The organism is Polaribacter staleyi (genome assembly GCF_038024045.1).
In the GTDB taxonomy this organism is placed as follows: Bacteria; Bacteroidota; Bacteroidia; order Flavobacteriales; family Flavobacteriaceae; genus Polaribacter; species Polaribacter butkevichii.
Window position 1 is genome coordinate 3,123,551 of sequence record NZ_CP150665.1, and the last position, 25,367, is coordinate 3,148,917.

General features: G+C 30.0%; 19 protein-coding genes. 5 read left to right on the forward strand and 14 right to left on the reverse strand.

What is annotated here, in order from left to right:
- The first annotated feature begins 34 nt into the window (after positions 1-34).
- On the forward strand, positions 35-712 hold the full coding sequence (locus WHD07_RS13155) for a porin family protein (RefSeq protein WP_343328780.1): 678 nt from the start codon (positions 35-37) through the stop codon (positions 710-712).
- Here WHD07_RS13155 and WHD07_RS13160 read toward each other — a convergent pair.
- From WHD07_RS13160 to asnS, 3 genes are all read right to left on the reverse strand, one after another.
- Positions 707-1,306, reverse strand: coding sequence for a hypothetical protein (locus WHD07_RS13160; protein WP_343328781.1), 600 nt, complete (start codon positions 1,304-1,306; stop codon positions 707-709). The genes WHD07_RS13155 and WHD07_RS13160 overlap by 6 nt on opposite strands.
- Positions 1,306-2,763, reverse strand: coding sequence for an RNA polymerase factor sigma-54 (rpoN, locus tag WHD07_RS13165; protein WP_343328782.1), 1,458 nt, complete (start codon positions 2,761-2,763; stop codon positions 1,306-1,308). Before rpoN ends, WHD07_RS13160 begins: the two co-directional genes overlap by 1 nt.
- Before the next feature lie 86 nt (positions 2,764-2,849).
- Positions 2,850-4,286 carry an asparagine--tRNA ligase gene (gene asnS / locus WHD07_RS13170; RefSeq protein ID WP_343328783.1) on the reverse strand — a complete coding sequence of 479 codons (1,437 nt, stop codon included), beginning with the start codon at positions 4,284-4,286 and terminating at the stop codon, positions 2,850-2,852.
- Positions 4,287-4,589: 303 nt separating this feature from the next.
- On the opposite strand from asnS, the gene WHD07_RS13175 reads away from it, so the two are divergent.
- Entirely contained in the window at positions 4,590-12,350 is a 7,761-nt protein-coding gene (locus tag WHD07_RS13175) for a leucine-rich repeat domain-containing protein (RefSeq protein WP_343328784.1), read from the forward strand.
- Between the two features lie 238 nt (positions 12,351-12,588).
- Here WHD07_RS13175 and WHD07_RS13180 read toward each other — a convergent pair whose 3' ends face one another.
- From WHD07_RS13180 to WHD07_RS13220, 9 genes are all read right to left on the reverse strand, one after another.
- A complete protein-coding gene (locus tag WHD07_RS13180) occupies positions 12,589-14,964 on the reverse strand; it encodes an efflux RND transporter permease subunit (RefSeq protein WP_105049430.1) in 2,376 nt (791 codons plus the stop codon).
- A 94-nt stretch (positions 14,965-15,058) separates the two neighbouring features.
- On the reverse strand, positions 15,059-15,613 hold the full coding sequence (frr, locus tag WHD07_RS13185) for a ribosome recycling factor (RefSeq protein WP_343328785.1): 555 nt from the start codon (positions 15,611-15,613) through the stop codon (positions 15,059-15,061).
- A gap of 27 nt (positions 15,614-15,640) precedes the next feature.
- Entirely contained in the window at positions 15,641-16,351 is a 711-nt protein-coding gene (pyrH, locus tag WHD07_RS13190; protein WP_105049428.1) for a UMP kinase, read from the reverse strand.
- A 170-nt stretch (positions 16,352-16,521) separates the two neighbouring features.
- Positions 16,522-17,493: a translation elongation factor Ts gene (tsf, locus tag WHD07_RS13195; RefSeq protein ID WP_105049427.1), complete on the reverse strand. Its 972-nt coding sequence runs from the start codon at positions 17,491-17,493 to the stop codon at positions 16,522-16,524.
- Between the two features lie 24 nt (positions 17,494-17,517).
- Positions 17,518-18,318, reverse strand: coding sequence for a 30S ribosomal protein S2 (rpsB, locus tag WHD07_RS13200; protein WP_105049426.1), 801 nt, complete (start codon positions 18,316-18,318; stop codon positions 17,518-17,520).
- Between the two features lie 145 nt (positions 18,319-18,463).
- Positions 18,464-18,850, reverse strand: a complete 387-nt coding sequence (gene rpsI, locus WHD07_RS13205) for a 30S ribosomal protein S9 (RefSeq protein WP_343328786.1) — start codon at positions 18,848-18,850, stop codon at positions 18,464-18,466.
- A complete protein-coding gene (rplM, locus tag WHD07_RS13210; RefSeq protein ID WP_068449531.1) occupies positions 18,850-19,305 on the reverse strand; it encodes a 50S ribosomal protein L13 in 456 nt (151 codons plus the stop codon). Before rplM ends, rpsI begins: the two co-directional genes overlap by 1 nt.
- A gap of 187 nt (positions 19,306-19,492) precedes the next feature.
- Entirely contained in the window at positions 19,493-20,440 is a 948-nt protein-coding gene (locus tag WHD07_RS13215; RefSeq protein WP_343328787.1) for an MBL fold metallo-hydrolase, read from the reverse strand.
- Between the two features lie 82 nt (positions 20,441-20,522).
- A complete protein-coding gene (locus tag WHD07_RS13220) occupies positions 20,523-21,581 on the reverse strand; it encodes a branched-chain amino acid aminotransferase (protein WP_105049423.1) in 1,059 nt (352 codons plus the stop codon).
- A gap of 121 nt (positions 21,582-21,702) precedes the next feature.
- On the opposite strand from WHD07_RS13220, the gene WHD07_RS13225 reads away from it, so the two are divergent.
- The 3 genes from WHD07_RS13225 (at position 21,703) to WHD07_RS13235 (ending at position 23,105) form a co-directional block, all read left to right on the forward strand.
- The gene (locus tag WHD07_RS13225) at positions 21,703-22,200 is read left to right on the forward strand and encodes a DUF4920 domain-containing protein (RefSeq protein ID WP_343328788.1); all 498 of its coding nucleotides are present in this window, start codon (positions 21,703-21,705) and stop codon (positions 22,198-22,200) included.
- Positions 22,201-22,226: 26 nt separating this feature from the next.
- Entirely contained in the window at positions 22,227-22,889 is a 663-nt protein-coding gene (gene mnmD, locus WHD07_RS13230; protein WP_343328789.1) for a tRNA (5-methylaminomethyl-2-thiouridine)(34)-methyltransferase MnmD, read from the forward strand.
- Between the two features lie 84 nt (positions 22,890-22,973).
- Positions 22,974-23,105 carry a hypothetical protein gene (locus WHD07_RS13235; protein ID WP_262510182.1) on the forward strand — a complete coding sequence of 44 codons (132 nt, stop codon included), beginning with the start codon at positions 22,974-22,976 and terminating at the stop codon, positions 23,103-23,105.
- A 138-nt stretch (positions 23,106-23,243) separates the two neighbouring features.
- Here WHD07_RS13235 and WHD07_RS13240 read toward each other — a convergent pair whose 3' ends face one another.
- Both WHD07_RS13240 and WHD07_RS13245 read right to left on the reverse strand, forming a co-directional pair.
- Positions 23,244-24,395, reverse strand: a complete 1,152-nt coding sequence (locus WHD07_RS13240) for a glycosyltransferase family 2 protein (RefSeq protein WP_343328790.1) — start codon at positions 24,393-24,395, stop codon at positions 23,244-23,246.
- The gene (locus WHD07_RS13245) at positions 24,392-25,309 is read right to left on the reverse strand and encodes a hypothetical protein (RefSeq protein ID WP_343328791.1); all 918 of its coding nucleotides are present in this window, start codon (positions 25,307-25,309) and stop codon (positions 24,392-24,394) included. The genes WHD07_RS13240 and WHD07_RS13245 overlap by 4 nt, the downstream gene beginning before the upstream one ends.
- Between the last annotated feature and the right edge of the window lie 58 nt (positions 25,310-25,367).

Below are 25,367 nucleotides of genomic sequence, written 5' to 3' on the forward strand. Positions count from 1 at the left end.
AATATTGTATCTTTAGACTACGTTAATTTTGTATATGAAAACAGCTATTACCTCCTTTTTATTATTGATGAATGTTATGGTCTCTTTTGCTCAGAAAGATTCTTTAGAACTAGGAAATAGATATGCAGACGATCAAATTTATGTAGCTGTTTCTTATGCTCAGTTTTATGATCAACCAACTGTAATTTCTAAAAGTAATTTTTCGTATGGGCTTTCTGTAGGGTTTATCAAGGATATAATATTAAATAAGCAAGGAAATATATCTATCGCAGCCGGAGTTGGCTATGGTTTTGATTTTTTCAATCATAAATTAAAGATTCAAGAAATTAATAATGAAATTGTTTTTAGTCAAGATAATACTATTAGTTCAAATTTATTTAAGTCGCATAACTTAGAGTTTCCTTTAGAGTTTAGATGGAGAACTTCTACAGCTAATAAATATAGTTTTTGGAGAATTTATGGTGGTGTAAAATTTGCTTACAATCTATCGAATAAATTTCAGTTTGATGACGATACTCAAACTACTTTTAAGTATTCTAATATCTCTAATTATAATAATTTGCAGTATGGTTTAACCTTATCTGCAGGGTATGATGAGTTTAATATCAATATTTATTATGGATTAACACCTATTTTTAATAATAGTGTTATAAATGGAGAAGTGATAAATACAAAGATTTTAAAATTTGGACTGATTTTCTATATTTTATAAAAAATAGAAAACGATTATTGGAGATAGAAATCCTAAAACAAACCCTAAATAAACTTCTTTTTGTGTATGCGCTTTTAAATGCAAACGTGCACTAGCAACTATCCCCGAGAGTAGTATTGAGCAAATAATTAGGATTATTAAATTTTGCTGATAGATTAGGTTTAAAATAAAAAAGAACCCTGTAGTGATGCCTAATGATGTTAAATGGATACTTGTTTTTATCTTAAAGGCGAATAAGATATAGATAAAAAGTAATCCTAAAGTTGTGGCATAAAAAAGGATTCCCAAATCTATTAAATTATGTATTCCGTATAGGGTATTACCCAATAGATAGAACAGAACAATCATCATAGCGATAGGAACTTTTCTTTCTTGAATACTTTCTGCTTTAAAAGATTTAATGAGCTTAAATCTCTTAAAAAGGATAAGAACAAGTAAAGGTATTATGTATGTTGTTAAAAATATTAAACCTAAAACCGTAAACTTTTGCGAACTATTAAAGTTATTTTGTATAAAAATAAAATATAAGAATATGCCAATTGTTGGTACAACAATTGGGTGTAACATTACGGATATAAATTTATAAAACTTCACTAAATTTCTTTTCTTAAACGCGCCACAGGTAAATCTAACTGCTCTCTATATTTAGCTACTGTTCTTCTTGCTATTGGATATCCTTTTTCTTTTAGAATGGCTGCTAGCTTTTCATCTGTTAAAGGTTTTTTCTTGTTCTCTTCTAAGATTACAGTTTCTAAAATCTTCTTTATTTCTTTGGTAGAAACATCTTCTCCTTGATCATTTTTCATAGATTCAGAAAAGAATTCTTTAATTAGTTTTGTTCCGTAAGGAGTAGATACATATTTACTGTTTGCAACTCTAGACACGGTAGAAACATCCATGTTAATCTTATCTGCAATGTCTTTTAAAATCATTGGTTTTAACTTGCGTTCATCACCTGTTAAAAAATAATCGTATTGATAATGCATAATAGTATTCATGGTCACCAAAAGTGTTTGCTGACGTTGTTTTATAGCATCAATAAACCACTTTGCGGAATCTAATTTTTGTTTGATAAAAAATACAGCGTCTTTTTGAGATTTACTTTTTACACTTGCTTCTTGGTATCCTTTTAGCATGTTGTTGTATTCTCTAGAAATATGCAATTCTGGTGCATTTCTAGAGTTTAAAACCAAGTCTAATTCTCCATCAATAAGTTTAATAGAAAAATCAGGAACAATTTGTTCTGCAATTTTATTATTACCAGCGTAAGAACTACCAGGTTTAGGATTTAGTTTAGAAATTTCTTTATTTACTTCCTTTAATTCATTTTCAGAAATATTAAATTTTTCTTGTAGTTTTTTGTAATGCTTTTTTACAAAATGATCAAAGGCAGATTCTAAAATGTCAATGGCTAAACTTCTTATTTTGTTTTTTTCTTTTCTTTTTAGTTGAATGATTAAACACTCTTTTAAATCTCTAGCTCCAACACCAATAGGATCTAAGGTGTGCACTACTTTTTTTAGGATAGATATAACTTTCTCTTCAGTGGTAAAAACATTTTCTGTAAACGCCAAATCATCTACTAAATCTAAAATATCTCTTCTTATATAACCGCTATCATCAATACTACCTACTAAAAATTCTGCAATAGCAAGTTCTTCTTCATTAAAACTATAAGTACTTAATTGATTTTTTAAAGATTGATGAAAGCTTGTCCCAGATGCATAAGGTACATTTTTTTCTTCATCATCTGCAGAATAATTGTTTGCTTGAGTTTTGTAATTAGGTATTTCATCATCGCTCAAATACTCATCAATATTGATGTCTTCTGCTTCAATTTTCTCATTACCGGTATCATCAAACTCATTAGATAAATCATCATCTATAGCATCAGAATCATCTTTACCTGTGTCTAACGCAGGGTTTTCTTCTATTTCTTGCTTTAAGCGTTCTTCAAAAGCTTGCGTAGGCAATTGAATTAACTTCATCAACTGTATTTGTTGCGGAGATAATTTTTGTAAGAGTTTGTATTGTAAACTTTGTTTTAGCATATAGACAAATATATGAAATAGGTTAAAATAAAAAACGTCATTCTGTTAGGAATGACGTTTCATATTATAAAATTTTAGTATTTCTTTTAAAACTCTGCGTTTTGTGGAGTTCTTGGAAAAGGAATTACGTCTCTAATATTATTCATTCCTGTTGTAAATTGCACTAATCTTTCAAAACCTAAGCCAAATCCAGAATGTACTGCTGTTCCAAATTTTCTTAGATCTAAATACCACCACAATTCTTTTTCTTCGATATCTAATGCTTTCATTTTATCAACTAAAACATCATAACGTTCTTCTCTTTGAGAACCTCCTACGATTTCTCCAATGCCAGGAAATAATACATCCATGGCCCTTACTGTTTTACCATCGTCATTTAAACGCATGTAAAATGCTTTGATGTTTGCTGGGTAATCAAATAAAATTACAGGACATTTAAAGTGTTTTTCAACTAAAAAACGTTCGTGTTCAGATTGTAAATCGGCTCCCCATTCGTTAATAGGGAATTGAAATTTTTTCTTTTTATTTGGTTTCGAATTTCTAAGAATATCTATCGCTTCTGTATAGGAAACTCTTTTAAAGTTGTTATCAACAACAAATTTTAATTTATTTAACAAACTCATTTCACTTCTTTCAGCTTGTGGCTTGCTTTTTTCTTCTTGCGTTAAACGTTGGTCTAAAAAGGCTAAATCATCTTCACACTTTTCTAAAACATAGTTTATTACATATTTTATAAAGTCTTCTGCTAAATCCATATTACCATCTAAATCCATAAAGGCAACTTCTGGTTCTATCATCCAAAATTCTGCTAAATGACGGGTGGTATTAGAGTTTTCTGCTCTAAAAGTTGGACCAAAAGTATATGCTTTACCTAAAGCCATTGCAAAAGTTTCTGCTTCTAATTGTCCGGAAACGGTTAAGTTAGTTTCTTTACCAAAAAAGTCTTTAGAATAATCTACTTTTCCGTCTTCTGTAACTGGGGCTTCATTGTCTTTAAAAGTAGTAACTCTAAACATTTCTCCTGCACCTTCTGCATCAGAACCTGTAACAATTGGAGTGTGAACATAGTTGAAATCTCTTTCTTGAAAATACTGATGTACGGCAAATGATAATTTAGAACGTACACGCATTACAGCGCTAAATGTATTAGTTCTAACACGTAAATGTGCATTTTCTCTTAAGAATTCGAAACTGTGTTTTTTAGGTTGAATAGGGTATTCATCTGGATTAGAATCTCCTAGAATTTCTATTTCGGTAACCTGAATTTCTACAGACTGTCCTCTTCCTTGACTTGCGGCTAAAGTTCCTTTTATAGCAATTGCTGCACCTGTTGTAATTCTTTTTAATGTATTTTCATCTGTGTTTTCAAAATCTATTACACATTGAATATTATTAATAGTAGAACCATCATTTAAAGCAATAAAACGATTGCTTCTAAAAGTTCTAACCCATCCTTTTAATTGTACTTCTTGTAATAATAATCCTTCCGACTTTAAAAGTTCGGCAACGTTGCTGTTTATCATATTCTTATAATATTGATATAAATATATGTTATAATTAAAAAGTAAAGATACTTTTTTGATATAAGATGAGCAATGATATTCGGTATATAAAAAAGCACAATAATTGATTTTTCTGATTTTCTAAAAAAAGGATTATTTAGAAAGATTTAACTAATTAAATAATTTAACAAGAAAGACAAGAATATACTCAAAAATGTAAAATAAGTAATTATTTAAAACTTGAAGGTATAAATATACCTACTATTAGGTATTGATATATAGGTTATTATCTTATAGTTTTGTGTATTACTAAATACCTAACCCATGAAAACAAAACTACTATTATTTTTTTCGATGTTTACTTTGGCCATACAAGGACAAGTATCTCAGGCTGAAAGGCAAGCATTAATCGATTTTTATATCGCCACAGATGGCGATAATTGGACCAATAATACCAATTGGGATACAGATATAAATTCTACATCTGATGTTTCTACTTGGTATGGTGTTTCAGTTGCTAGTATAGCAGGACAAAAATATGTGAATAGCTTAACATTATCAGATAATAATTTAGTTGGTGAACTCCCTAATTTGTCAAAATTAGTTGAATTGAAAAGTTTAAACTTTATTAATAATAATTTAAGAGGAACTATAAATGTAGATTTTTTACCTCCGAGAGCAAGTTCTATTCTTTTTGATGACAATCAGTTTTCTGGTAATATTCCAGATTTCAGCAATAAATCTAGAATCGTTTACCTTAGGTTGGGGAATAATCATTTTACAGGCTCTGTAAATTCTTCTTTATTTAATAAAAATATAAATAGTGTTTGGTTGAATAACAATGATATTTCAGGAGAGTTAGACTTTAGTGAGTTTGATGGTTTTAATGCAATAAATATTAATAACACCAATATTAATTTTTTAAAATTACCTCATAGTCTGGATGGTGATGATGATGGTTCTTTTAGAGCTAAAAACACTCCAAAATTAGCCTATGTTGAAGTTGGAAGTAACCATTTTAACGATTTAAGATATTCTAATTTTGATGTTGGATTAAGAATTGTTTCTTATAATCAAGCTGATAAAACTGTAATTCCGAATGCAGGTGATAGAGAGGCTATTTTAAGGTTTGATAATAATATAAAAACTTTTAAAGACGCTAAATCATTTGGACTAGAAAATATTAATGGAGAAGTAAGAATTACTCAAATTAATTTAAGCAATTATACGTTTGCTAATAATGCCTTACCTACTGAAGTAGGTTTATTAACGGAATTAAAAAGCTTAAATTTATTTCAGTGTAAACTAAATTCTATTCCAAATGAGTTTGGTAATTTGGTTAAGGTAGAAAGTGTATATTTAAATAACAATTCTATAACATCCTTACCGTCAGAAATAGGAAATTTAACAAATTTAAAAGATTTTCGAGTTAATAATAATTCAATTACTATTTTACCCGAAAATTTTTATAATTTATCAAATTTAGAGATTTTCGAAATCAATAATAATCCATTATTAACTTTTTCAACTGGCCTTGGTAATTTATTTAATTTATTAACCTTAAAGTTTAATAATACACAAGTAGACTTAATACCTAACACAATAGGTAATTTAAAAAAGTTAGTAATTTTAGAATTTTCCAAAACAAAGATATCTTTGTTACCTCCTCAAATAGGCGGTTTAACAGCGTTAACAAGATTGGTTGCTGCACCTAATAATATTGCAAGTATTCCATCTGAATTTGGACAATTAACAAAACTTACCTATTTAGATTTTGCTAATTGTGAATTATCAAATACTCCAGCTGCTTTTGCAAATCTTACTCAATTAGAAACCTTGTTTTTAAATGATAACGAATTACAAGTAGTTGCTGGTTTAGGAGGATTTACCCAATTAAAACAATTACGCCTGCATAATAATAGATTAGGAGAAGACAACCCTAACTTTAATACAGATCTACCAGAAGATATGAGTGATTTGGTTTTGTTGGAAGAGTTGACTTTGTATTCTAATCAATTAACAAAGTTACCTACTAATATTGGTAATCTGAATAAACTTACAAAATTACATCTTCAGCAAAATAATTTAGAGAGCTTACCAACAACAATTGGAAATTTAACAAATTTAATTGAATTGAAATTAGAGGGAAATAAACTAACAAGTTTACCAACAACAATAGGAGGTTTAACAAGTTTAGAGAAGTTGTATTTGTCACAAAGTAGTTCAAATAATAAGATTACAAGTTTACCCGATGAGATAGGAGATTTAAGCAACTTAAAAGAATTGTATGTAGAGAATATGCGTAGTTATGATACTACAACAGGAGTTTATACATATACCTTAACAAGTTTACCAACCACGATGAATAAGATGTTAAATTTAGAAGCATTAGAAGCTTCTAATAGTGGTATAGAAGGTTTGGTAGATTTAACAAAATTAACGAAACTGAAAAGAATTCAATTGAATAATAATAAGATTACCGATTTAAAGATAGATGCACCAGTGTCAAACTTTTCAGTTTCGAGTGCTGGATATCATTTTAACCTTACTCAAAATCCATTTATAACATGTATAGAAGTACCTACCTCAGAAGTAACAAAATGGGAAGCAAGATATGCACAAGTACCACAAATAGCAGACAATGGTATTGCTTTTAGTGATAACTGTACAGGTTTTAGAGTGCCACAAAGTGAACGAGATGCATTAGTTGCATTTTATGTAGCTACAAAAGGTGGTGATAAAGTAGATGCAACAACAGGAATAACATGGGTAGGTGCAAATTGGAGTACAGATGCAACAGAATTAACCAATGTTGGTTCTTGGCAAGGAGTTACAACAGAGATTATAAATGGTCAGAAACATGTAACCAAGTTAGAGTTAACCAATAAAAGATTATCAGGAAATGTACCAAAAGAAATAAAAGATTTAAGTGAGTTAACGATTTTAAATTTAAGTGGGAATAGATTAAAAAGTATTCCTACCGAAATAGGAGATTTAAGCAAATTAACTTATTTAAATTTATCAAATAATAACATAGAGAGTTTACCAACAGGAATAGGGAATTTTGTAAGCTTGTTGGAATTACATATAACAAATCAGAAAAAAGATGGATTAAGTAGCTCTAATTATGTTAGACCTTTAACAAGTTTACCGGATGAGATAGGTGATATATCTACTTTAGAGAAGTTAGATTTAAGTTATAACGGCTTAACGAGTTTACCATCAGGAATAGGGAATTTTTCAAATTTAAAAGAGTTGAAAATCACTTATCAGGAGACAAAACCAGAAGGTGTTTTAACAAGAACCTTAACAAGTCTTCCAGATGAAATAGGAAACATTACAAGTTTAGAAAAACTATATTTAAATAATAATGGCTTAACAAGTTTACCTACAACAATTAATGGATTGTCAGGTTTACAAGAATTACACTTGCATGCGAATGAGTTAACGGTTTTACCAACAACAATAGGAGGTTTAACAAGTTTAGAGAAGTTGTATTTGTCGCAAAGTAGTTCAAATAATAAGATTACAAGTTTACCCGATGAGATAGGAGATTTAAGCAACTTAAAAGAATTGTATGTAGAGAATATGCGTAGTTATGATACTACAACAGGAGTTTATACATATACCTTAACAAGTTTACCAACCACGATGAATAAGATGTTAAATTTAGAAGCATTAGAAGCTTCTAATAGTGGTATAGAAGGTTTGGTAGATTTAACAAAATTAACGAAACTGAAAAGAATTCAATTGAATAATAATAAGATTACCGATTTAAAGATAGATGCACCAGTGTCAAACTTTTCAGTTTCGAGTGCTGGATATCATTTTAACCTTACTCAAAATCCATTTATAACATGTATAGAAGTACCTACCTCAGAAGTAACAAAATGGGAAGCAAGATATGCACAAGTACCACAAATAGCAGACAATGGTATTGCTTTTAGTGATAACTGTACAGGTTTTAGAGTGCCACAAAGTGAACGAGATGCATTAGTTGCATTTTATGTAGCTACAAAAGGTGGTGATAAAGTAGATGCAACAACAGGAATAACATGGGTAGGTGCAAATTGGAGTACAGATGCAACAGAATTAACCAATGTTGGTTCTTGGCAAGGAGTTACAACAGAGATTATAAATGGTCAGAAACATGTAACCAAGTTAGAGTTAACCAATAAAAGATTATCAGGAAATGTACCAAAAGAAATAAAAGATTTAAGTGAGTTAACGATTTTAAATTTAAGTGGGAATAGATTAAAAAGTATTCCTACCGAAATAGGAGATTTAAGCAAATTAACTTATTTAAATTTATCAAATAATAACATAGAGAGTTTACCAACAGGAATAGGGAATTTTGTAAGCTTGTTGGAATTACATATAACAAATCAGAAAAAAGATGGATTAAGTAGCTCTAATTATGTTAGACCTTTAACAAGTTTACCGGATGAGATAGGTGATATATCTACTTTAGAGAAGTTAGATTTAAGTTATAACGGCTTAACGAGTTTACCATCAGGAATAGGGAATTTTTCAAATTTAAAAGAGTTGAAAATCACTTATCAGGAGACAAAACCAGAAGGTGTTTTAACAAGAACCTTAACAAGTCTTCCAGATGAAATAGGAAACATTACAAGTTTAGAAAAACTATATTTAAATAATAATGGCTTAACAAGTTTACCTACAACAATTAATGGATTGTCAGGTTTACAAGAATTACACTTGCATGCGAATGAGTTAACGGTTTTACCAACAACAATAGGAGGTTTAACAAGTTTAGAGAAGTTGTATTTGTCGCAAAGTAGTTCAAATAATAAGATTACAAGTTTACCCGATGAGATAGGAGATTTAAGCAACTTAAAAGAATTGTATGTAGAGAATATGCGTAGTTATGATACTACAACAGGAGTTTATACATATACCTTAACAAGTTTACCAACCACGATGAATAAGATGTTAAATTTAGAAGCATTAGAAGCTTCTAATAGTGGTATAGAAGGTTTGGTAGATTTAACAAAATTAACGAAACTGAAAAGGATTCAATTGAATAATAATAAGATTACCGATTTAAAGATAGATGCACCAGTGTCAAACTTTTCAGTTTCGAGTGCTGGATATCATTTTAACCTTACTCAAAATCCATTTATAACATGTGTAGAAGTACCTACCTCAGAAGTAACAAAATGGGAAGCAAGATATGCACAAGTACCACAAATAGCAGACAATGGTATTGCTTTTAGTGATAACTGTACAGGTTTTAGAGTACCACAAAGTGAACGAGATGCATTAGTTGCATTTTATGTAGCTACAAAAGGTGGTGATAAAGTAGATGCAACAACAGGAATAACATGGGTAGGTGCAAATTGGAGTACAGATGCAACAGAATTAACCAATGTTGGTTCTTGGCAAGGAGTTACCACAGAGATTATAAATGGTCAGAAACATGTAACAAAGTTAGAGTTAACCAATAAAAGATTATCAGGAAATGTACCAAAAGAAATAAAAGATTTAAGTGAGTTAACGATTTTAAATTTAAGTGGGAATAGTTTAGAAAGCATCCCTACCGAAATAGGAGATTTAGGCAAATTAGTTTATTTAAATTTAAGTAGTAATAGTTTAGAGAGTTTACCAACAGGAATAGGGAATTTTGCAAGCTTGATGGAATTACAAATAACAAATCAGAAAAAAGATGTTAGAACTTCTCAATATACTTCAACATTAACAAGTTTACCTGATGAGATTGGTAATATAGCCACCTTAGAAAAGTTAAATTTAAGTTATAACGGCTTAACGAGTTTACCATCAGGAATAGGGAATTTTACAAATTTAAAAGAGCTAAATATTTCATATCAAAAAACAAGTCCAGTAAGGTATAAACCTGAATATACATTAGCTAGTTTACCCGATGAGATTGGTAATATTACAAGTTTAGAAAAATTAGAACTTCAATATAACAATTTAGAAAGCTTACCAACAACAATTACGAGTCTAATCAACCTTGAAAATTTAAATGTTCGAAATAATAGAATTTCAGGAAGTTTAGATTTAAGTAATTCTGAGGTTTTAAAGGATTTTAGAGTAGATTATAACAATATATCTGAATTAAAAATAGCAGTTTCCCCAACTATTTTTGGTATTACAGATCGTTCAAGTAGGTTTTATGCTAAAAGAAATGCATTGGGTTGTATAGAAGTGCCAAATGACGAATTGGTTGCATGGCAACTATCAGAAGCTACAGAAGAAAGAAATATTATAGACAATGGTGTCGTTTACTCAGACAATTGTAGTTCAGTTACAACTAATTCTATACCAGATTTAGAAAGAGATGCTTTAGTTGCAATTTACAATAAGACAAAAGGTACAGATTGGAAAAATGACTTATCTAGTTCTTATGGTGTGCCTTGGGAAACGGATAACAGTTTAAAAAGAAACGTAGGTGCTTGGCATGGTGTTACAACTGCAATTATAAACGGACAAAAACATGTTACTAAAATTGAGTTAAACTCAAATGATTTAGATGGTAAAATTCCATCAGAAATTAAAAATTTACCGCAACTACAAGAGCTGGAAATTAATAGCAATGCTATTTCAGAAATACCAGCTGAAATTGGTGAGTTGGCTAATTTAGAACAATTAACTTTTACAAGTCAATACAGTTCTGCAAAAGCTGAGTATGTTTTAAAGGGTATACCATCTGAAATTAATAATATAATTTCTTTAAAAAGATTAGAATTAAGTTCTAATCAGTTAGAAGGGAATTTAGATTTTAGTAATCTTGTAAATCTTACATCTTTAATCGTTTCATCAAATCAAATTACAGGTTTAAAAATTGGCGTTTCACCAAATGTTTTCGATAATGGATCTCAAGATGGATATAGCAATAGATTTAGTTTTTCAAATCAATATTTAAACTGTATTGCTGTACCCGATAACACAATTACAGATTGGGAATCAAGTTCTTTTGCAACTTCAAATCCAAATATTGTTTGGGGTCAAGATTGTAGTGCTTACAACAATGTGCCAGAAGATGAAATGCAAGCTTTGGTAGATATCTATAATAATTTAGATGGAGCTAATTGGACTAACAGTGAAAACTGGACAGGAAATTTAGCAAAAGCATTAATAAGCAATCCGTACAATGCAACTAAATGGAGAGGAATAACTACAAAAATTGTAGACGGAGGAAAGCATATAACCGATGTTAGCTTGTCATCAAATAAGCTAAAAGGAGAAATACCAGAAAGTTTTGGTAATTTATCTAAATTAATAAACGTACAGTTAAGTTCTAATGATATTTCTGGAGCTTTACCAAGCTCTATTGGTAACCTAATATCTTTAGAAACTTTGTATTTAAACAATAATAAAATTGAAAGTTTACCAGTAGAAATGACTAGAATGTTAAAGTTAAAAACCATTTATTTACAAAATAATGAAATTATGGGTAAAGTTCCTGATTTTACGGAAGCTTCAACTTTAGAAAGATTATACATCAGTTCTAATAAATTTCAGTTTGGTGATTTTGAAGATGAATTTACAACGTATCAAAATTTAAAGACGTTTTCTTATACTTCTCAAGAAAAAGTTGGTGAAGAAGAAAACGTAGATTTTGGCGATGGTTTTGATAAAACATTAGAAGCTGTTGTTAGTGGGACTAACAATACGTATCAATGGTATAAAAATGGAGGGAAAATTACAGATGCAATCGATAAGCAATATGTAATTACAGATGCAACCCACCAAGATGCTGGTTACTACTACTGTAAAGTTTCAAATTCGATTGTTACCAGTTTAACTATAGAGACAGAAAGAGTTACATTAAATTATGATGCAGCGTTAAGTGTAAATGATGTTAATTTCTTAAAATCGATTAAATTGTACCCTAATCCTGTTACAAATACTTTGAAAATTAGTAATATTAACAAGGATAAAGTAATAAGTATTGAAATTTACAATGTACTAGGTAAGAAAATACATGTTGTAAATAAACCCTTAAAATCTATAGATGTTTCATATTTAGCAAAAGGTATTTATTTGGTAAACATAATTACCGATAAAGGAAAAGCTATTAAAAGACTTGTTAAAAACTAATTACTGTTCTTATAAGTAGAAATGGTATGGTTTTATTATATGATGTTTTAAAAATAAATAAAAAGGGGAAAATCCCCTATAAAGGGTATGTTTTTTTATATACTTTTAAACCGTTAGAAATTTATGTTATTATTTGAATTATATTATATGTTAATTTCTTTCATTAACTTAAAAATCGGATGTTTTTATAAAACATCCGATTTTTTTTATTTGGGCTATATTTTATCAAACTAAAATATTATTCGTCTGTTAGTTCTTCCTTTGGAGGAAATATTTTTATTGCAGGCTCTTTAAATACTTTTTTATTGGCTATTTTCTTTTCAAAAGTTAATAGTAAGGATGGTAATAATAATAAGTTAGAAACCATGGCTAATAATAAAGTAATAGATACTAAACCTCCTAACGCAATGGTACCTCCAAAACTAGAAAGGGTAAAAGTTAAAAAACCAAAAAATAACACTATAGAAGTATAAAACATACTTACACCGGTTTCTCTAAGAGCAGCGTAAACAGAGGTTTTTACACGCCAATTATTGGTCATTAATTCTTGACGATATTTCGCTAAAAAGTGAATGGTATCATCTACCGATATCCCAAAAGCAATACTAAATACTAAAATGGTTGATGGTTTTATTGGTATGCCAATAAAGCCCATTAAACCTGCCGTAATTAGTAATGGTAGTATGTTTGGAATCAGGGAAATAAATATCATTTGTGGCGATCTAAACATCCAAGCCATAAAAATGGCGATTAATAAAATTGCTAATGATAAAGATATTACTAAATTTTTGATCAAATAATTGGTCCCTTTTATAAAAACCAATGCTTTACCTGTTATAGAAACTTTATAATCGTCTGTTGGAAATTCTTTAGCTATAACAGCTTTAAGTCTTTCTTGAATGACATTCATTTTTTCAGTACCAATGTCTTTCATAAACGTTGTTATTCTGGCATAACGACCTGTAGAATCTACAAAGTTTTTAAGCATACCTGCTTCACTGTTAGAGTTTTTAGTATATGCAAAAATGTAACTCTGTTCTTGACTTGTTGGTAATTGATAATATTTAGGATTACCTCTGTAATACGCTTGTTTAGAGTATTTAACTAAGTTGGTAACCGATATTGGTTTAGATAGTTCTGGAAAAGTTTCAATGGCTTCATTTATTTTTTCCATCTTTTTTAAAGTAGAGAGTTTCATAACTCCCTTTTCTTTTTTAGTATCTACCAATATTTCTAACGGCATGATACCTCCAAATTCTCTTTCAAAAAATTTAATATCTTGATAGAACTCTAAACTTTTAGGCATATCTTCTATTAAACTACCAGATACTTTAATTTTATAAACACCAATAATTGCTGCAACAATAACAATTACTGTGGTAAAATAAATAGTAATTCTTCTATTTTTAACCGTTTTTTCCATCCAATTTACCACATTTTCAATCCACTTTGTTTCTAAGTGATTTAAATGTTTCTTCTTAGGAAGCGGCATAAAACTATATAAAATAGGTATAATAAGTAATGCTAAAATAAAGATACTAATAATGTTTACAGATGCTAAAATACCAAACTCACGAAGTAGATTACTTTTTACAAAAACAAAAGTTGCAAAACCAGATGCCGTGGTAATATTGGTCATTAAAGTAGCATTTCCTACTTTAGATATTACTCGTTGTAAGGCTTTGGCTTGTTGTCCGTGTTTTTTTATTTCTTGTTGATATTTATTTATCAGAAATACAGCATTGGGTACTCCAATAACAATAATTAAAGGAGGTATTAATGCAGACAATACTGTGATTTCATACTGAAACCAACCAATAAATCCAAATGCCCATATAACACCAATCATTACTACTAAAAGCGTAATAAATGTAGCTCTAAAGGATCTAAAGAAAAAGAAGAAAATAATAGCTGTTATACCTAATGCTCCCCCTACAAAGAGTATAATTTCATCTTGTATGTTTTGTGCGTTTAGAGTTCTAATGTAAGGCATACCAGAAACACGTACGTTTACATTGTTTTCCTTTTCAAACTGTTTTATTGTGGGTATTAATGTATCAAAAATAAAATCTCTACGTTTAGGAGTATTTATAATTGATTTTTTTATATAAATTGCTGTTTGTAATGTTCCTGTTTCTTTATTAAAAAGTAAATTATCGTAGAAAGGAAGTTTTTCGAAAAGTTGTTTTTTAATTTCCAATACTTCTTCTGAGGTAGTAGGTTCTTCTTCATACAAAGGTTCTAATACAAATTTTCTTTGTTTTCTATCTGCTTTTAATTTTTGTACATCAGCAATAGAAATTGTAAAATCGATTTCTTCTAAACTATCAAATTTCCGAACTAAATTGTTCCAAGCATTAAATTTCTTAGGTGTAAAAACAGTAGAGTCTTTAATCCCTAAAATTACTAAGTTACCCTCTTCACCAAAGATCTTTAAAAATTGGTTGTATTGTATGTTTGCCTCATGATCTTCTGGCAATAGGTTTGCTTCTGTATATGAAAATTTCATATACTTCATCTGTGATGCTAATAAGCCTGTAATGATTGCAATACCTAGTAAAACCAAATAACGGTTTCTTAAGATAGTACCAGCAACTTTTGTCCAAAAATTCATTCAGTTATATTTACGAAAATGTAGTTAAATTGTGTGTAGTGCAAATAAAAAGAGAGTGTTAAGAAACACCCTCTTTTTATTGCTTAGGTTTTTATTAAACCTTCATTATTTCTACTTCTTTTACAGCCAGTTTTTCTTCTGTTTGTTTTACGAAAGTATCAGTAAGTTTTTGAATATCGTCTTCTGCAATTTTTTTCATATCATCAGAAACGTCTGTTTTTTTGATTTCATTATTTGCATCTTTACGAGCATTTCTAATACCAACTTTTGCGTGTTCTGCTTCTGCTTTAGCTTGTTTAGCTAGACCAATTCTTCGTTCTTCTGTTAAAGGTGGTACGTTAATCATTATAATATCACCATTGTTCATTGGGTTAAAACCAAGATTAGCAATCATTATTGCTTTTTCTATAGGTTGTAGCATGTTTTTTTCCCAAGGTTGCACAGAGATAGTTCTAGGGTCTGGTGTGTTAACATTTGCTACTTGACTTAATGGTGTTTGAGAACCATAGTAATCTACCATAACGTTAGATAACATTGCAGGCGTTGCTTTACCTGCTCTAATAGTTCTTAATTCTTTCACTAAATGCTCAATAGCATTATTCATTGCTTCTTTAGCAGAATCTAGTATAAATTCAATTTCTTCGTTCATCTTAAGTAAATTTTAAAAATATGCTGTTTATAGAGAGTCAACAATAGTACCAATTTTTTCTCCTGAAACTAATTTCATTAAGTTTCCATTTGTATTCATGTCAAAAACAATAATTGGTAGGTTGTTTTCTTCACTCAATGTAAATGCAGTCATATCCATTACTTTTAATCCTTTTTTAATAACGTCTTTAAAAGTAATTTTTTCGAATTTTATGGCATCTTTATTTTTTTCTGGATCTACATCGTAAATTCCATCTACTCGAGTTCCTTTTAAGATAGCATCAGCATCTATTTCAATTGCTCTTAAAACAGCAGCAGTATCGGTTGTAAAATATGGATTACCTGTACCTGCTCCAAAAATAACAACTCTTCCTTTTTCTAAATGACGAATCGCTTTTCTTTTGATATATGGTTCTGCAACTTCTTTAATTTCTAGAGCTGTTTGTAAGCGAGTGTCTACATTTTGGTCTTCTAGTGCGCTCTGTAGAGCTAATCCGTTAATGCAGGTTGCTAACATGCCCATGTGATCGCCTTGTACACGATCCATACCATTAGCTGCACCAGCTACTCCTCTAAAAATGTTTCCACCACCAATTACAATAGCAACTTCAATACCTTTAGCTACTATTCCTTTTATTTCTTTTGCATATTCTGCTAGACGTTTAGGATCTATACCATATTGTCTATCACCCATTAGTGCTTCTCCGCTTAATTTTAAAAGAATTCTATTATATTGCATAGTTTGTTTTGAAAGTTGTGCAAAATTAAGCTTTTTTTTTGAGTTTCCTTTTTCTTAGAAATAAAAAAACCTCACAATTCTAAAATTATAGAATGTGAGGTTTTTAAAAATTTATTTTCTTGTTAACTCAAGTTAATAGAGTTTATAATTAACAAGAATTGCAGTAAGGTTTATCCTAAAGTAACTCTTTTAAAAGTGCTTACTTCAACATCTCCATATGTATGAACATATTGTGCAACAGTTTTCTTTTCATCTTTAATAAAAGCTTGGTCTAAAAGACATTGCTCTGTATCTAAAGTTGTGTTGTCAGAAATAAATCTTTCCATTTTTCCTGGTAAAATTCTATCCCAGATTTTTTCTGGTTTTCCTTCTGCAGCTAATTCTGCTTTTGCAGCTTCTTCAGCTTTTACTAAAACTTCTTCAGATAATTGAGATCTAGAAATAAATTGAGGAACATTTTTTAATGTTTTCCCTAATCTTCCTAATTCAATATTATCTTTTTCAATCACAGCAATTCTTGCTTCTGTTTCAGCAGCTACAAATGCAGGGTCAAAATCTTTGTAAGACAATGTAGTTGCTCCCATAGAAGCTACTTGCATTGCTACGTCTTTAGCTAAAACATCAGCATTATCTACAGCAGCAGATAAACCAACTAAAGCAGCAATTTTACCAATGTGAGTGTAAGCACCAACATAAGCAGCTTCTACTTTTTCAAAAGCAGTTATGTCTAACTTTTCACCAATAACACCAGTTTGCTCAATTAATTTATCAGCAACAGTCATTCCTCCAAAATCAGCAGCTAAGAAAGATTCTTTATCTGCATAATTTAACGCGATTTCAGCAAATTGACTTCCTAAAGTTACAAAAGCTTCGTTTTTACCAACAAAATCAGTCTCACAAGCTAAAACGATAGCAACACCAACAGTGTTGTCTGCGTTAATTTTTGTTACTGCAACTCCTTCTGTAGATTCTCTATCAGCTCTTTTTGCAGCAATTTTTTGACCTTTTTTACGTAAAATATCAATTGCTTTATCAAAGTCTCCAGCAGCTTCAACTAATGCCTTTTTACAGTCCATCATTCCAGCGCCAGTTGCTTCTCTTAACTTTTTAACATCAGCAGCACTAATCTTTACTGTTTCCATGTTATGTATATTTTTTAATGATTGTTATTTTTTTTCTTCTGCAGGAGTTTCAGTAACTTCAGCTTTTGCTTCTTCAACTACAGGAGCTGCCTTTGGAGCTGCAACCTCTTTAGTTTCTTTTACTTTTTCTTTGTCTGCTTTTCTTTCTGATAAACCTTCTGCAATTGCATCAGTAACATAAGATAATACTTTATCTATAGATTTAGAGGCATCATCATTTGCTGGAATGATAAAATCTACTAATCTAGGATCAGAGTTTGTGTCAACCATTGCAAAAATAGGAATGCTTAATTTTTGAGCTTCTGCTACAGCAATGTGCTCTTTTTTAATATCTACTACAAATAATGCTCCAGGTAAACGAGTCATATCAGAAATAGAACCTAAATTCTTTTCTAATTTTTCTCTCTGACGATTGATTTGTAATTTTTCTCTTTTAGATAATGCATCAAAAGATCCATCTAACTTCATTCTATCAATATGAGCCATTTTTTTAACAGCTTTTCTAATAGTTACAAAGTTAGTTAACATACCACCTGGCCATCTTTCTGTAATGAAAGGCATGTTTACTGCTTTTGCTTTTTCTGCAACAATATCTTTTGCTTGTTTTTTTGTAGCTACAAATAAAATTTTACGTCCAGAGTTAGCAATCTTTTTTAAAGCTTCTGAAGTTTCTTCTATTTTTGCTGCTGTTTTATACAAATCGATGATGTGAACACCATTACGTTCTGTATAAATGTATGGAGCCATGTTTGGGTTCCATTTTCTAGTTAAGTGTCCAAAATGTACACCACTATCTAATAATTCTTGAATGTTTACGTTTGCCATTTTCTTAAATGTGTTTACTTTCTGTTTTGAAATCAATAGTTAGGTAGTCTTTCGAGTCCTAACTATTTAGATGCTAAACTGTTTAATATTAAAATATAATAACAGTTCTCGATATAATGTAGTACAGAATAAATTCTGTATTCGATTAACGTTTCGAGAATTGGAATTTTTTACGTGCTTTTTTCTGACCGAATTTCTTACGTTCAACCATTCTTGGGTCACGAGTTAATAAACCTTCTGGTTTCAATACTAATCTGTGCTCTTCGTTAATAGCAACTAAAGCTCTAGTAATAGCTAAACGGATAGCTTCTGCTTGTCCTGTTACACCACCTCCGTAAACATTAACTTTAATGTCATAAGACTCTAAGTTATCTGTTAACATTAAAGGTTGTTGTACTTTATACTGTAAAGTACCTGTAGTAAAATAGCTTTTATAATCTTTTTTGTTTACTGTAATGTTTCCTGTTCCTTCAGAAAGATAAATACGAGCAACAGCTGTTTTTCTTCTACCGATTTTATGTACTATATCCATTATTTAAGATCGTTAAGGTTAATAGCTTTAGGTTCTTGACCTGCTTGTTTGTGCTCTCCACCCGCATATACATACAAGTTTCTGTATAGAGCTGCTCCTAAAATATTTTTAGGTAACATTCCTTTTACTGCTTTTTCGATTAATCTTGTAGGATCTTTCTCAAACATTTCTGTTGCAGTTAACGATCTTTGTCCTCCTGGGTAACCTGTGTGACGAATGTAAGATTTGTCTCTCCATTTGTTTCCAGTTAAAACAATTTTTTCTGCGTTGATAATAACCACGTTGTCTCCACAATCTACGTGAGGAGTAAAATTTGGTTTGTATTTACCTCTAATTAGCTTTGCTACTTTAGAAGCTAGACGACCCAACGTTTGCCCGTCTGCATCAACTAAAACCCACTCCTTGTTTACGGTAGCGCTGTTTGCTGATACTGTTTTGTAACTTAATGTGTTCATAATTACACTATTAGTTTTTGTTTATTAATAATCAATTTTCCCTTAAAAAAGGAGTGCAAATGTACTGTATTTTATTTGATTGACAAATAGCGTGTTATAATTATTTTACAAAATAATAGAGAATAAATATTTTTGTCTTTTTTTATGTTTTAAAAACTAAAAAAAAAGAGGGAAGTAACACTCGTTTTTATAGTGTATAGTTATCGCCTTCACTTGCAAAACGAAATCCCATTTTTTCAATTTCTTTTCGTTCTTTACTATCCTTCTGTAGAGTAGGGTTGGTGTGGTTAAAGTGAATAAAAATAACTTTATTTTTAGTTGCTAGCGTTTCGTTTTTAAATACGTCTATGGTTTCTTGTATAAAAGGATGAGGAACTTCTGTCATTGCTCGTTTTACTTCATTCTGATTTAAAAATGTGGCGTCTACAAAGGCATAATCAACCTTTTTAACTTCGTCAATAATATTGCGGTTCCATTTATGCCATTTGTCAATGTCTGGAATAAAAAGAGCTGTTTTTTGTGTTCCTTCTATTTTATATCCCACAGTTTCAGAAAATTCATCTCTATGTGGTACTAAAAATGGGGTTACTTTTATTTTATTATTTAACACTAAGGTAGCGTCATGTTGTAAATTTTGCAGTTGAATATTTTGAAGAGAAATTAATTGACTCCAAGGGCCATTTTCTTTTAAAAAACTTTTCATTTTAGGCATTGCAAATACTTTAATGTCTTTTTTACCAAAAGCTTCTCTACCAAAATACATAAGACCTGTGTAATGCCCTATATGAGCATGAGTTAAAAATACGCCATCAATAAGGTTTTCTTTTTTTAGGTGATGTTGTTCTAATGTTGCTAATTGTGTATGCATATTGGGTGTTGCATCAAATAGCCATTTTTGTTTGTTATCTAGATCTACCAAGCCTAAAGAAACAACACTTTTTTTGTTGCTTTTTCCATTGTAAAAATTAGCGCAACATTCTTTTTGACAACCAATATGTGGGTAGCCTCCGTCTTGGGCAATTCCTAATACTGTAATGTATTGCTTTCCTTTTTCTAAAGGTAGAATTTTATCTTTGTCTTTAGGAGTTTGACAAGAAATTAGGAAAAGAAATAAAAGTGCCGCTATGTGTTTCATAATTTAGAAATAAAATTGAAAGATAAAAAAAAGCATCAAAATTAATTGATGCTTTTAGTATATTAAATATTTAATATTTTTTTTAGTCTAAAACAACTCTCCATCCGTATGGATCTTCTGCTTTATTTGTTTGAATATCTGTAATAGCTTTCTTTAAAATCTCTGCAAAAGGGTTTTCTAATTCTGGTAAATCATAATCTGTACCATGATAACCAAAAGTAGCTATTGGAGAAATAACTGCAGCAGTTCCTGCCCCAAACATTTCTTTTAAACTACCACTTTGTGCGGCAGCTATTACTTCAGAAACAGTAATTTTTCTAACTTCTACGTCAATGTTCATGTCTTCTGCAATCTGAATCACACTTTTACGTGTAATTCCATTTAAAATACGATCACTAGTAGGGCTTGTAATTAAGGTGTCATTAATTCTGATAAAAATGTTCATCGCGCCAGCTTCTTCAATATATTCGTGCGAATTATCATCCGTCCAAATTACTTGATTATACCCTTTTTCTATAGCTAATTGTGTAGGATAAAACTGAGCTGCATAATTACCACCTGCTTTTGCAAAACCAACACCGCCATTTGCAGCACGTGCATATTTTTCTTCAATTAAAACTTTTACTTTACCAGCAAAATAAGCGCCAGAAGGAGCTGTACAAATTATAAATTTATACGAATCAGCAGGAGAAGCATGAAAACCAATTCCAGAAGCAAACATAAAAGGTCTTATGTATAAAGAGCTTCCTTCGTTTGTAGGAATCCAGTTATTATCAACTTCTAATAATTTTTTTAAACCTTCCATAAAAATATCTTCAGGAATGTGAGGAATAACCAAACGTTCTGCAGATTTATTTAAACGCTTCCAGTTTTCTAAAGGTCTAAATAACATGGTGTTTTCATCTGCATCTTTGTAGGCTTTCATTCCTTCAAAAATAGATTGTCCATAATGGAAAATCTTTGCAGCCGGATCTAAAGATATCGGAGCGTATGGTTTAATAACAGGGGTTTGCCATTCGCCATTTATAAAATCACATTCTAACATGTGGTCAGAATATACACTACCAAAGGGTAGGTTGTTAAAATCTACAGAATCGATCTTCGATTTTTCTATACGTTGAATTTCTATATTAGATTTCATTCTTTTTTGATTGAGATGAATAACAAATGTACATAAAATATTCATCTGTCAATAGAACAAATGATTGCTTTTACTCTTTAAAAAATGTACTTTTGTTGAAATCGTGTTAAATTTAGAAAATATGAAATATTTATTGCCGTTTTGTTTGGTTATCTTGGGTGTTTTTACCTCTTGTAAAAAGGAGCATAAAGAAGTAGAAAAACAAAAACAAGAACTAGCTTTTCAATCTTTTGGCAAACAAATAACCTCAGAAAAAGCCATTACTTCAGAAGTGCTTTTGTCTAAATTTAAAGAATTAAAAGTAGGCGATACTATTCATGTAAAATTTGCTTCTACAATTAAAGAAGTATGTTCTAAAAAAGGTTGCTGGATGAAGCTTCCTTTAAATGACAAAACAGAAACAATGGTTCGTTTTAAAGATTACGGTTTTTTTATGCCTTTAGATGCTAAAGGAAAAGAAGTGGTTTTAAATGGAAAAGCATTTGTAAAAGAAACTTCTGTAAAAGAATTGCAACATTATGCAGAAGATGCAGGGAAATCTAAAGAAGAAATAGCAAAAATAACAGAACCTAAAACAGAATTTGCTTTTGAGGCCGATGGTGTTTTAATGAAGAAATAATAATATCATTTAAACAATTTAAGATTTTGAAAAGAGAAATTCTAATAACTTCAGACGGTTCATCTACCATACATTTACCAGATTGGGATGAGCAATATCATTCTAAAAACGGTTCTATAAATGAAACCTATCATGTTTTTATAAACAGTGGGTTAAAAATGGTGCCTTCAGACAAGGTTTCTGTATTAGAAATTGGTTTTGGTACAGGTTTAAATTGTTTTATAACTTATTTAGAAGCTAAAAAAGAGATAGATTATGTGGGTGTAGAAGCTTACCCAGTTACATCGGAAGAAGTAACAAAGATGAATTTTATTTCTATTTTAAAGGCAGAAAAAGAAAACGAAGCTTTTAAAAAAATGCACGAGGTTTCTTGGGAAGAAAAACATCAGATTTCTGTTACTTTTTCTCTAACAAAAAGAAAACAGTTTTTTGAAGACATTGAAGATAAAGATACCTTTAATTTAATTTATTTCGATGCCTTTGGTGCGCGTGTACAACCTCAATTATGGACGGTAGAAATTTTTAGAAAAATGTTTGAGGCATTAAAAGAAAACGGAATTTTAGTTACCTATTCAGCAAAAGGAAGCGTAAGAAGAGCCATGCAAGAAGTAGGGTTTGTAGTAGAGCGTTTGCCTGGGCCTCCAGGGAAAAGAGAAATGTTAAGAGCAACCAAAAAAAGTGTACAGTAAACCGTTTTCAGTCTATTGGTTTGCGTAAATTTAGTAAGATTAACTAAATTTGCCTTGATAGCTAATAAAACATCAATATTAAAAATGGAATTCAAAAGAAAATTTGGTAGAAAAAGAGAGTCTAAACCTACAAAAGGACTCTTATATATAGTGCTTTTAGCGGTTGTTATCATCCTTTGGTTAAAGGCCGAAGATATTATGAGTGCCTTGTTTTAAGATGTTTTTTAGAAGCTATTTCCTGCTTTCCACACTCGCTTTTTTTATCCTGAAAAAGGAATAAAAAAGAGCTCAAACAATTGTTTCAATCAGGGCTAAAATTATTTGCTATTGATAGTACTGATAATCGTGTAAATATTATTTTTTAAAACTTCTTCCTTTCCAATTATAGTTAAAAAAGAGTGATTTAAAAACAATAAAAACACTAAAAAAAGGATACCATAAACTAGCTAAAACATACCATTTATAAAAATTCTTTTGGTGTTTAAAAAATTTGATTGTTGGTAAGAATAATAATAAATCAATACTCATTTTTAGCATAAAAAGAACAAACATCGTTTTAAACGGTAAAACGCAAATAGAATACACTACAAATGCGTTTGTTAGTAAAACTAATAAACCAATCAATTTTACGCTTAAAGAACTAAAACTACTTGTTTTTGCTGCCCATCTTGTTCTTTGGTTCATCAAATTTACCCAACTTTTTACAGGAAATGTAGTTACAATTGCATCTTGTGATTTTAAATACCGAACACTTTTTTTATCAGTTTTTATAAATTTTTCGAATAGAAAGATGTCATCACCACTTGCTATATTGTTGTTTCCTTTAAAGCCATTTAACTCTAAAAAGGTTGTTTTCTTATAAGCAAAATTAGCACCATTACACAAAAACGGAAAATTGATGCCAAAACCACCAATTGTAGTTCCTTGCATACTCATAAAATCTAATAACTGAAACTGTTCTAAAAAGTTATTTTCAACCTTGTAGTTTACAGGAGCAACTACCATATTCGGGTTTTTATTTTGAATAAAATTATCTAAAATTTTCAACCAGTTTTTGGGTAAAATACAATCTGCATCTGTGGTAATTATCCAACTGTTTCTTGCGGTAGCTATGGCAGTGGTAATGGCGTCTTTTTTTGGTGAATTAGATATTCTTACGTTTTTTATAACCTTAATATCAATTCTAGTAGCATTTTTAAAGGTTTCTCTTCGTTCCTCATTCGGAATGAAAGAAAAGAAGCTATTAATGACTTCGATAGAATTATCAGAAGAAGCATCATCAACCAAAATAAATTCTACCAAATTATTTGGGTAGTTTAATGCTGAAATTGATTTTAATAAAAGAGGTAGGTTTTTAGCCTCGTTACGAAATGGAATAATTACAGAGAAAGAAGTTTCAGGTTTAGTGTTTTTAGGAATATAATCATCAATATTTTTAAAGCCGATTGCTAACGAGCCAATTAAAATAGCATAGAAAACGAATGTAAAAACCAAGAACCAAATCATTTTGTAAAATTAGGTTTAAAAGTTAACACAAAGTAGCTACCAATAATTGCAGGTAAAACAAAATTTAGAATCCACATTAAGGTTGTGGTAGATAAAATAATAAGTGCTTCAATATTAAAAAAATGAAATACCCAAATTGCTACAGACCCTTTTAAAACAACATCAAATAAAGATAACATTGGTATTGTAGAAGCAATTAAATAAACGGACGAAATTGCAGAAATGGCGTCTATATAAGAAATGTCAACATTAAAAATTAGTAATAGAAAGTAAAATTGATGAGAAAAAACAACAAACCTCAATAATGAAATAAGCGCAACTTTACGGTTAAGTGAAGCTGGAATTTTTTTGATAAAATTTCTTACTTTTTCAAAAGAAAATCCTTTAAAATTAAAGCGTCTTATCAAAAAAAATAAAGCAACGATTATACATATTCCTATTAATAAAATACTGAAAAATTGAGTAAGATTTATAGTAACGCTATGTTTAAAAACAAAATAGCTAAAACCAATAATTCCAAAAAATAAGGTTATTAACATTTGATAAAAGTTGCCTACCAAGTTTAGTCCTAAAATTTGTTTTCTATGTTTTTTTTCAAAATACAATGCTTTTGCTCCGTATTCTCCTATTCGGTTAGGGGTAATTAAAGAAGTTGTTAGGGAGGCTAAAGATTGTTTTGATGCTTCTAAAAAAGAAATATTTTTTACATAACCTACAAGATATTTCCATTTTAAGATTTCTAGAGTCCAATTTAAAAAAGTAAAAAGGAGCAGAAATATGCTGTTTTTTAATGTAAAAATGTTGTTTTTTGTCAAATTCTGATAAAAAACAGCAAACTTTAATTGTTCGTTTTCAATCAGTTTTATGTAAATAAAATATCCGCAGCCAATTACAATCGATAGTTTTATTATCAACCAAAAGAATTGTTTAGATTTGTAAGAAAGCGAATTGTACATGGTTCGCAAAGTAATA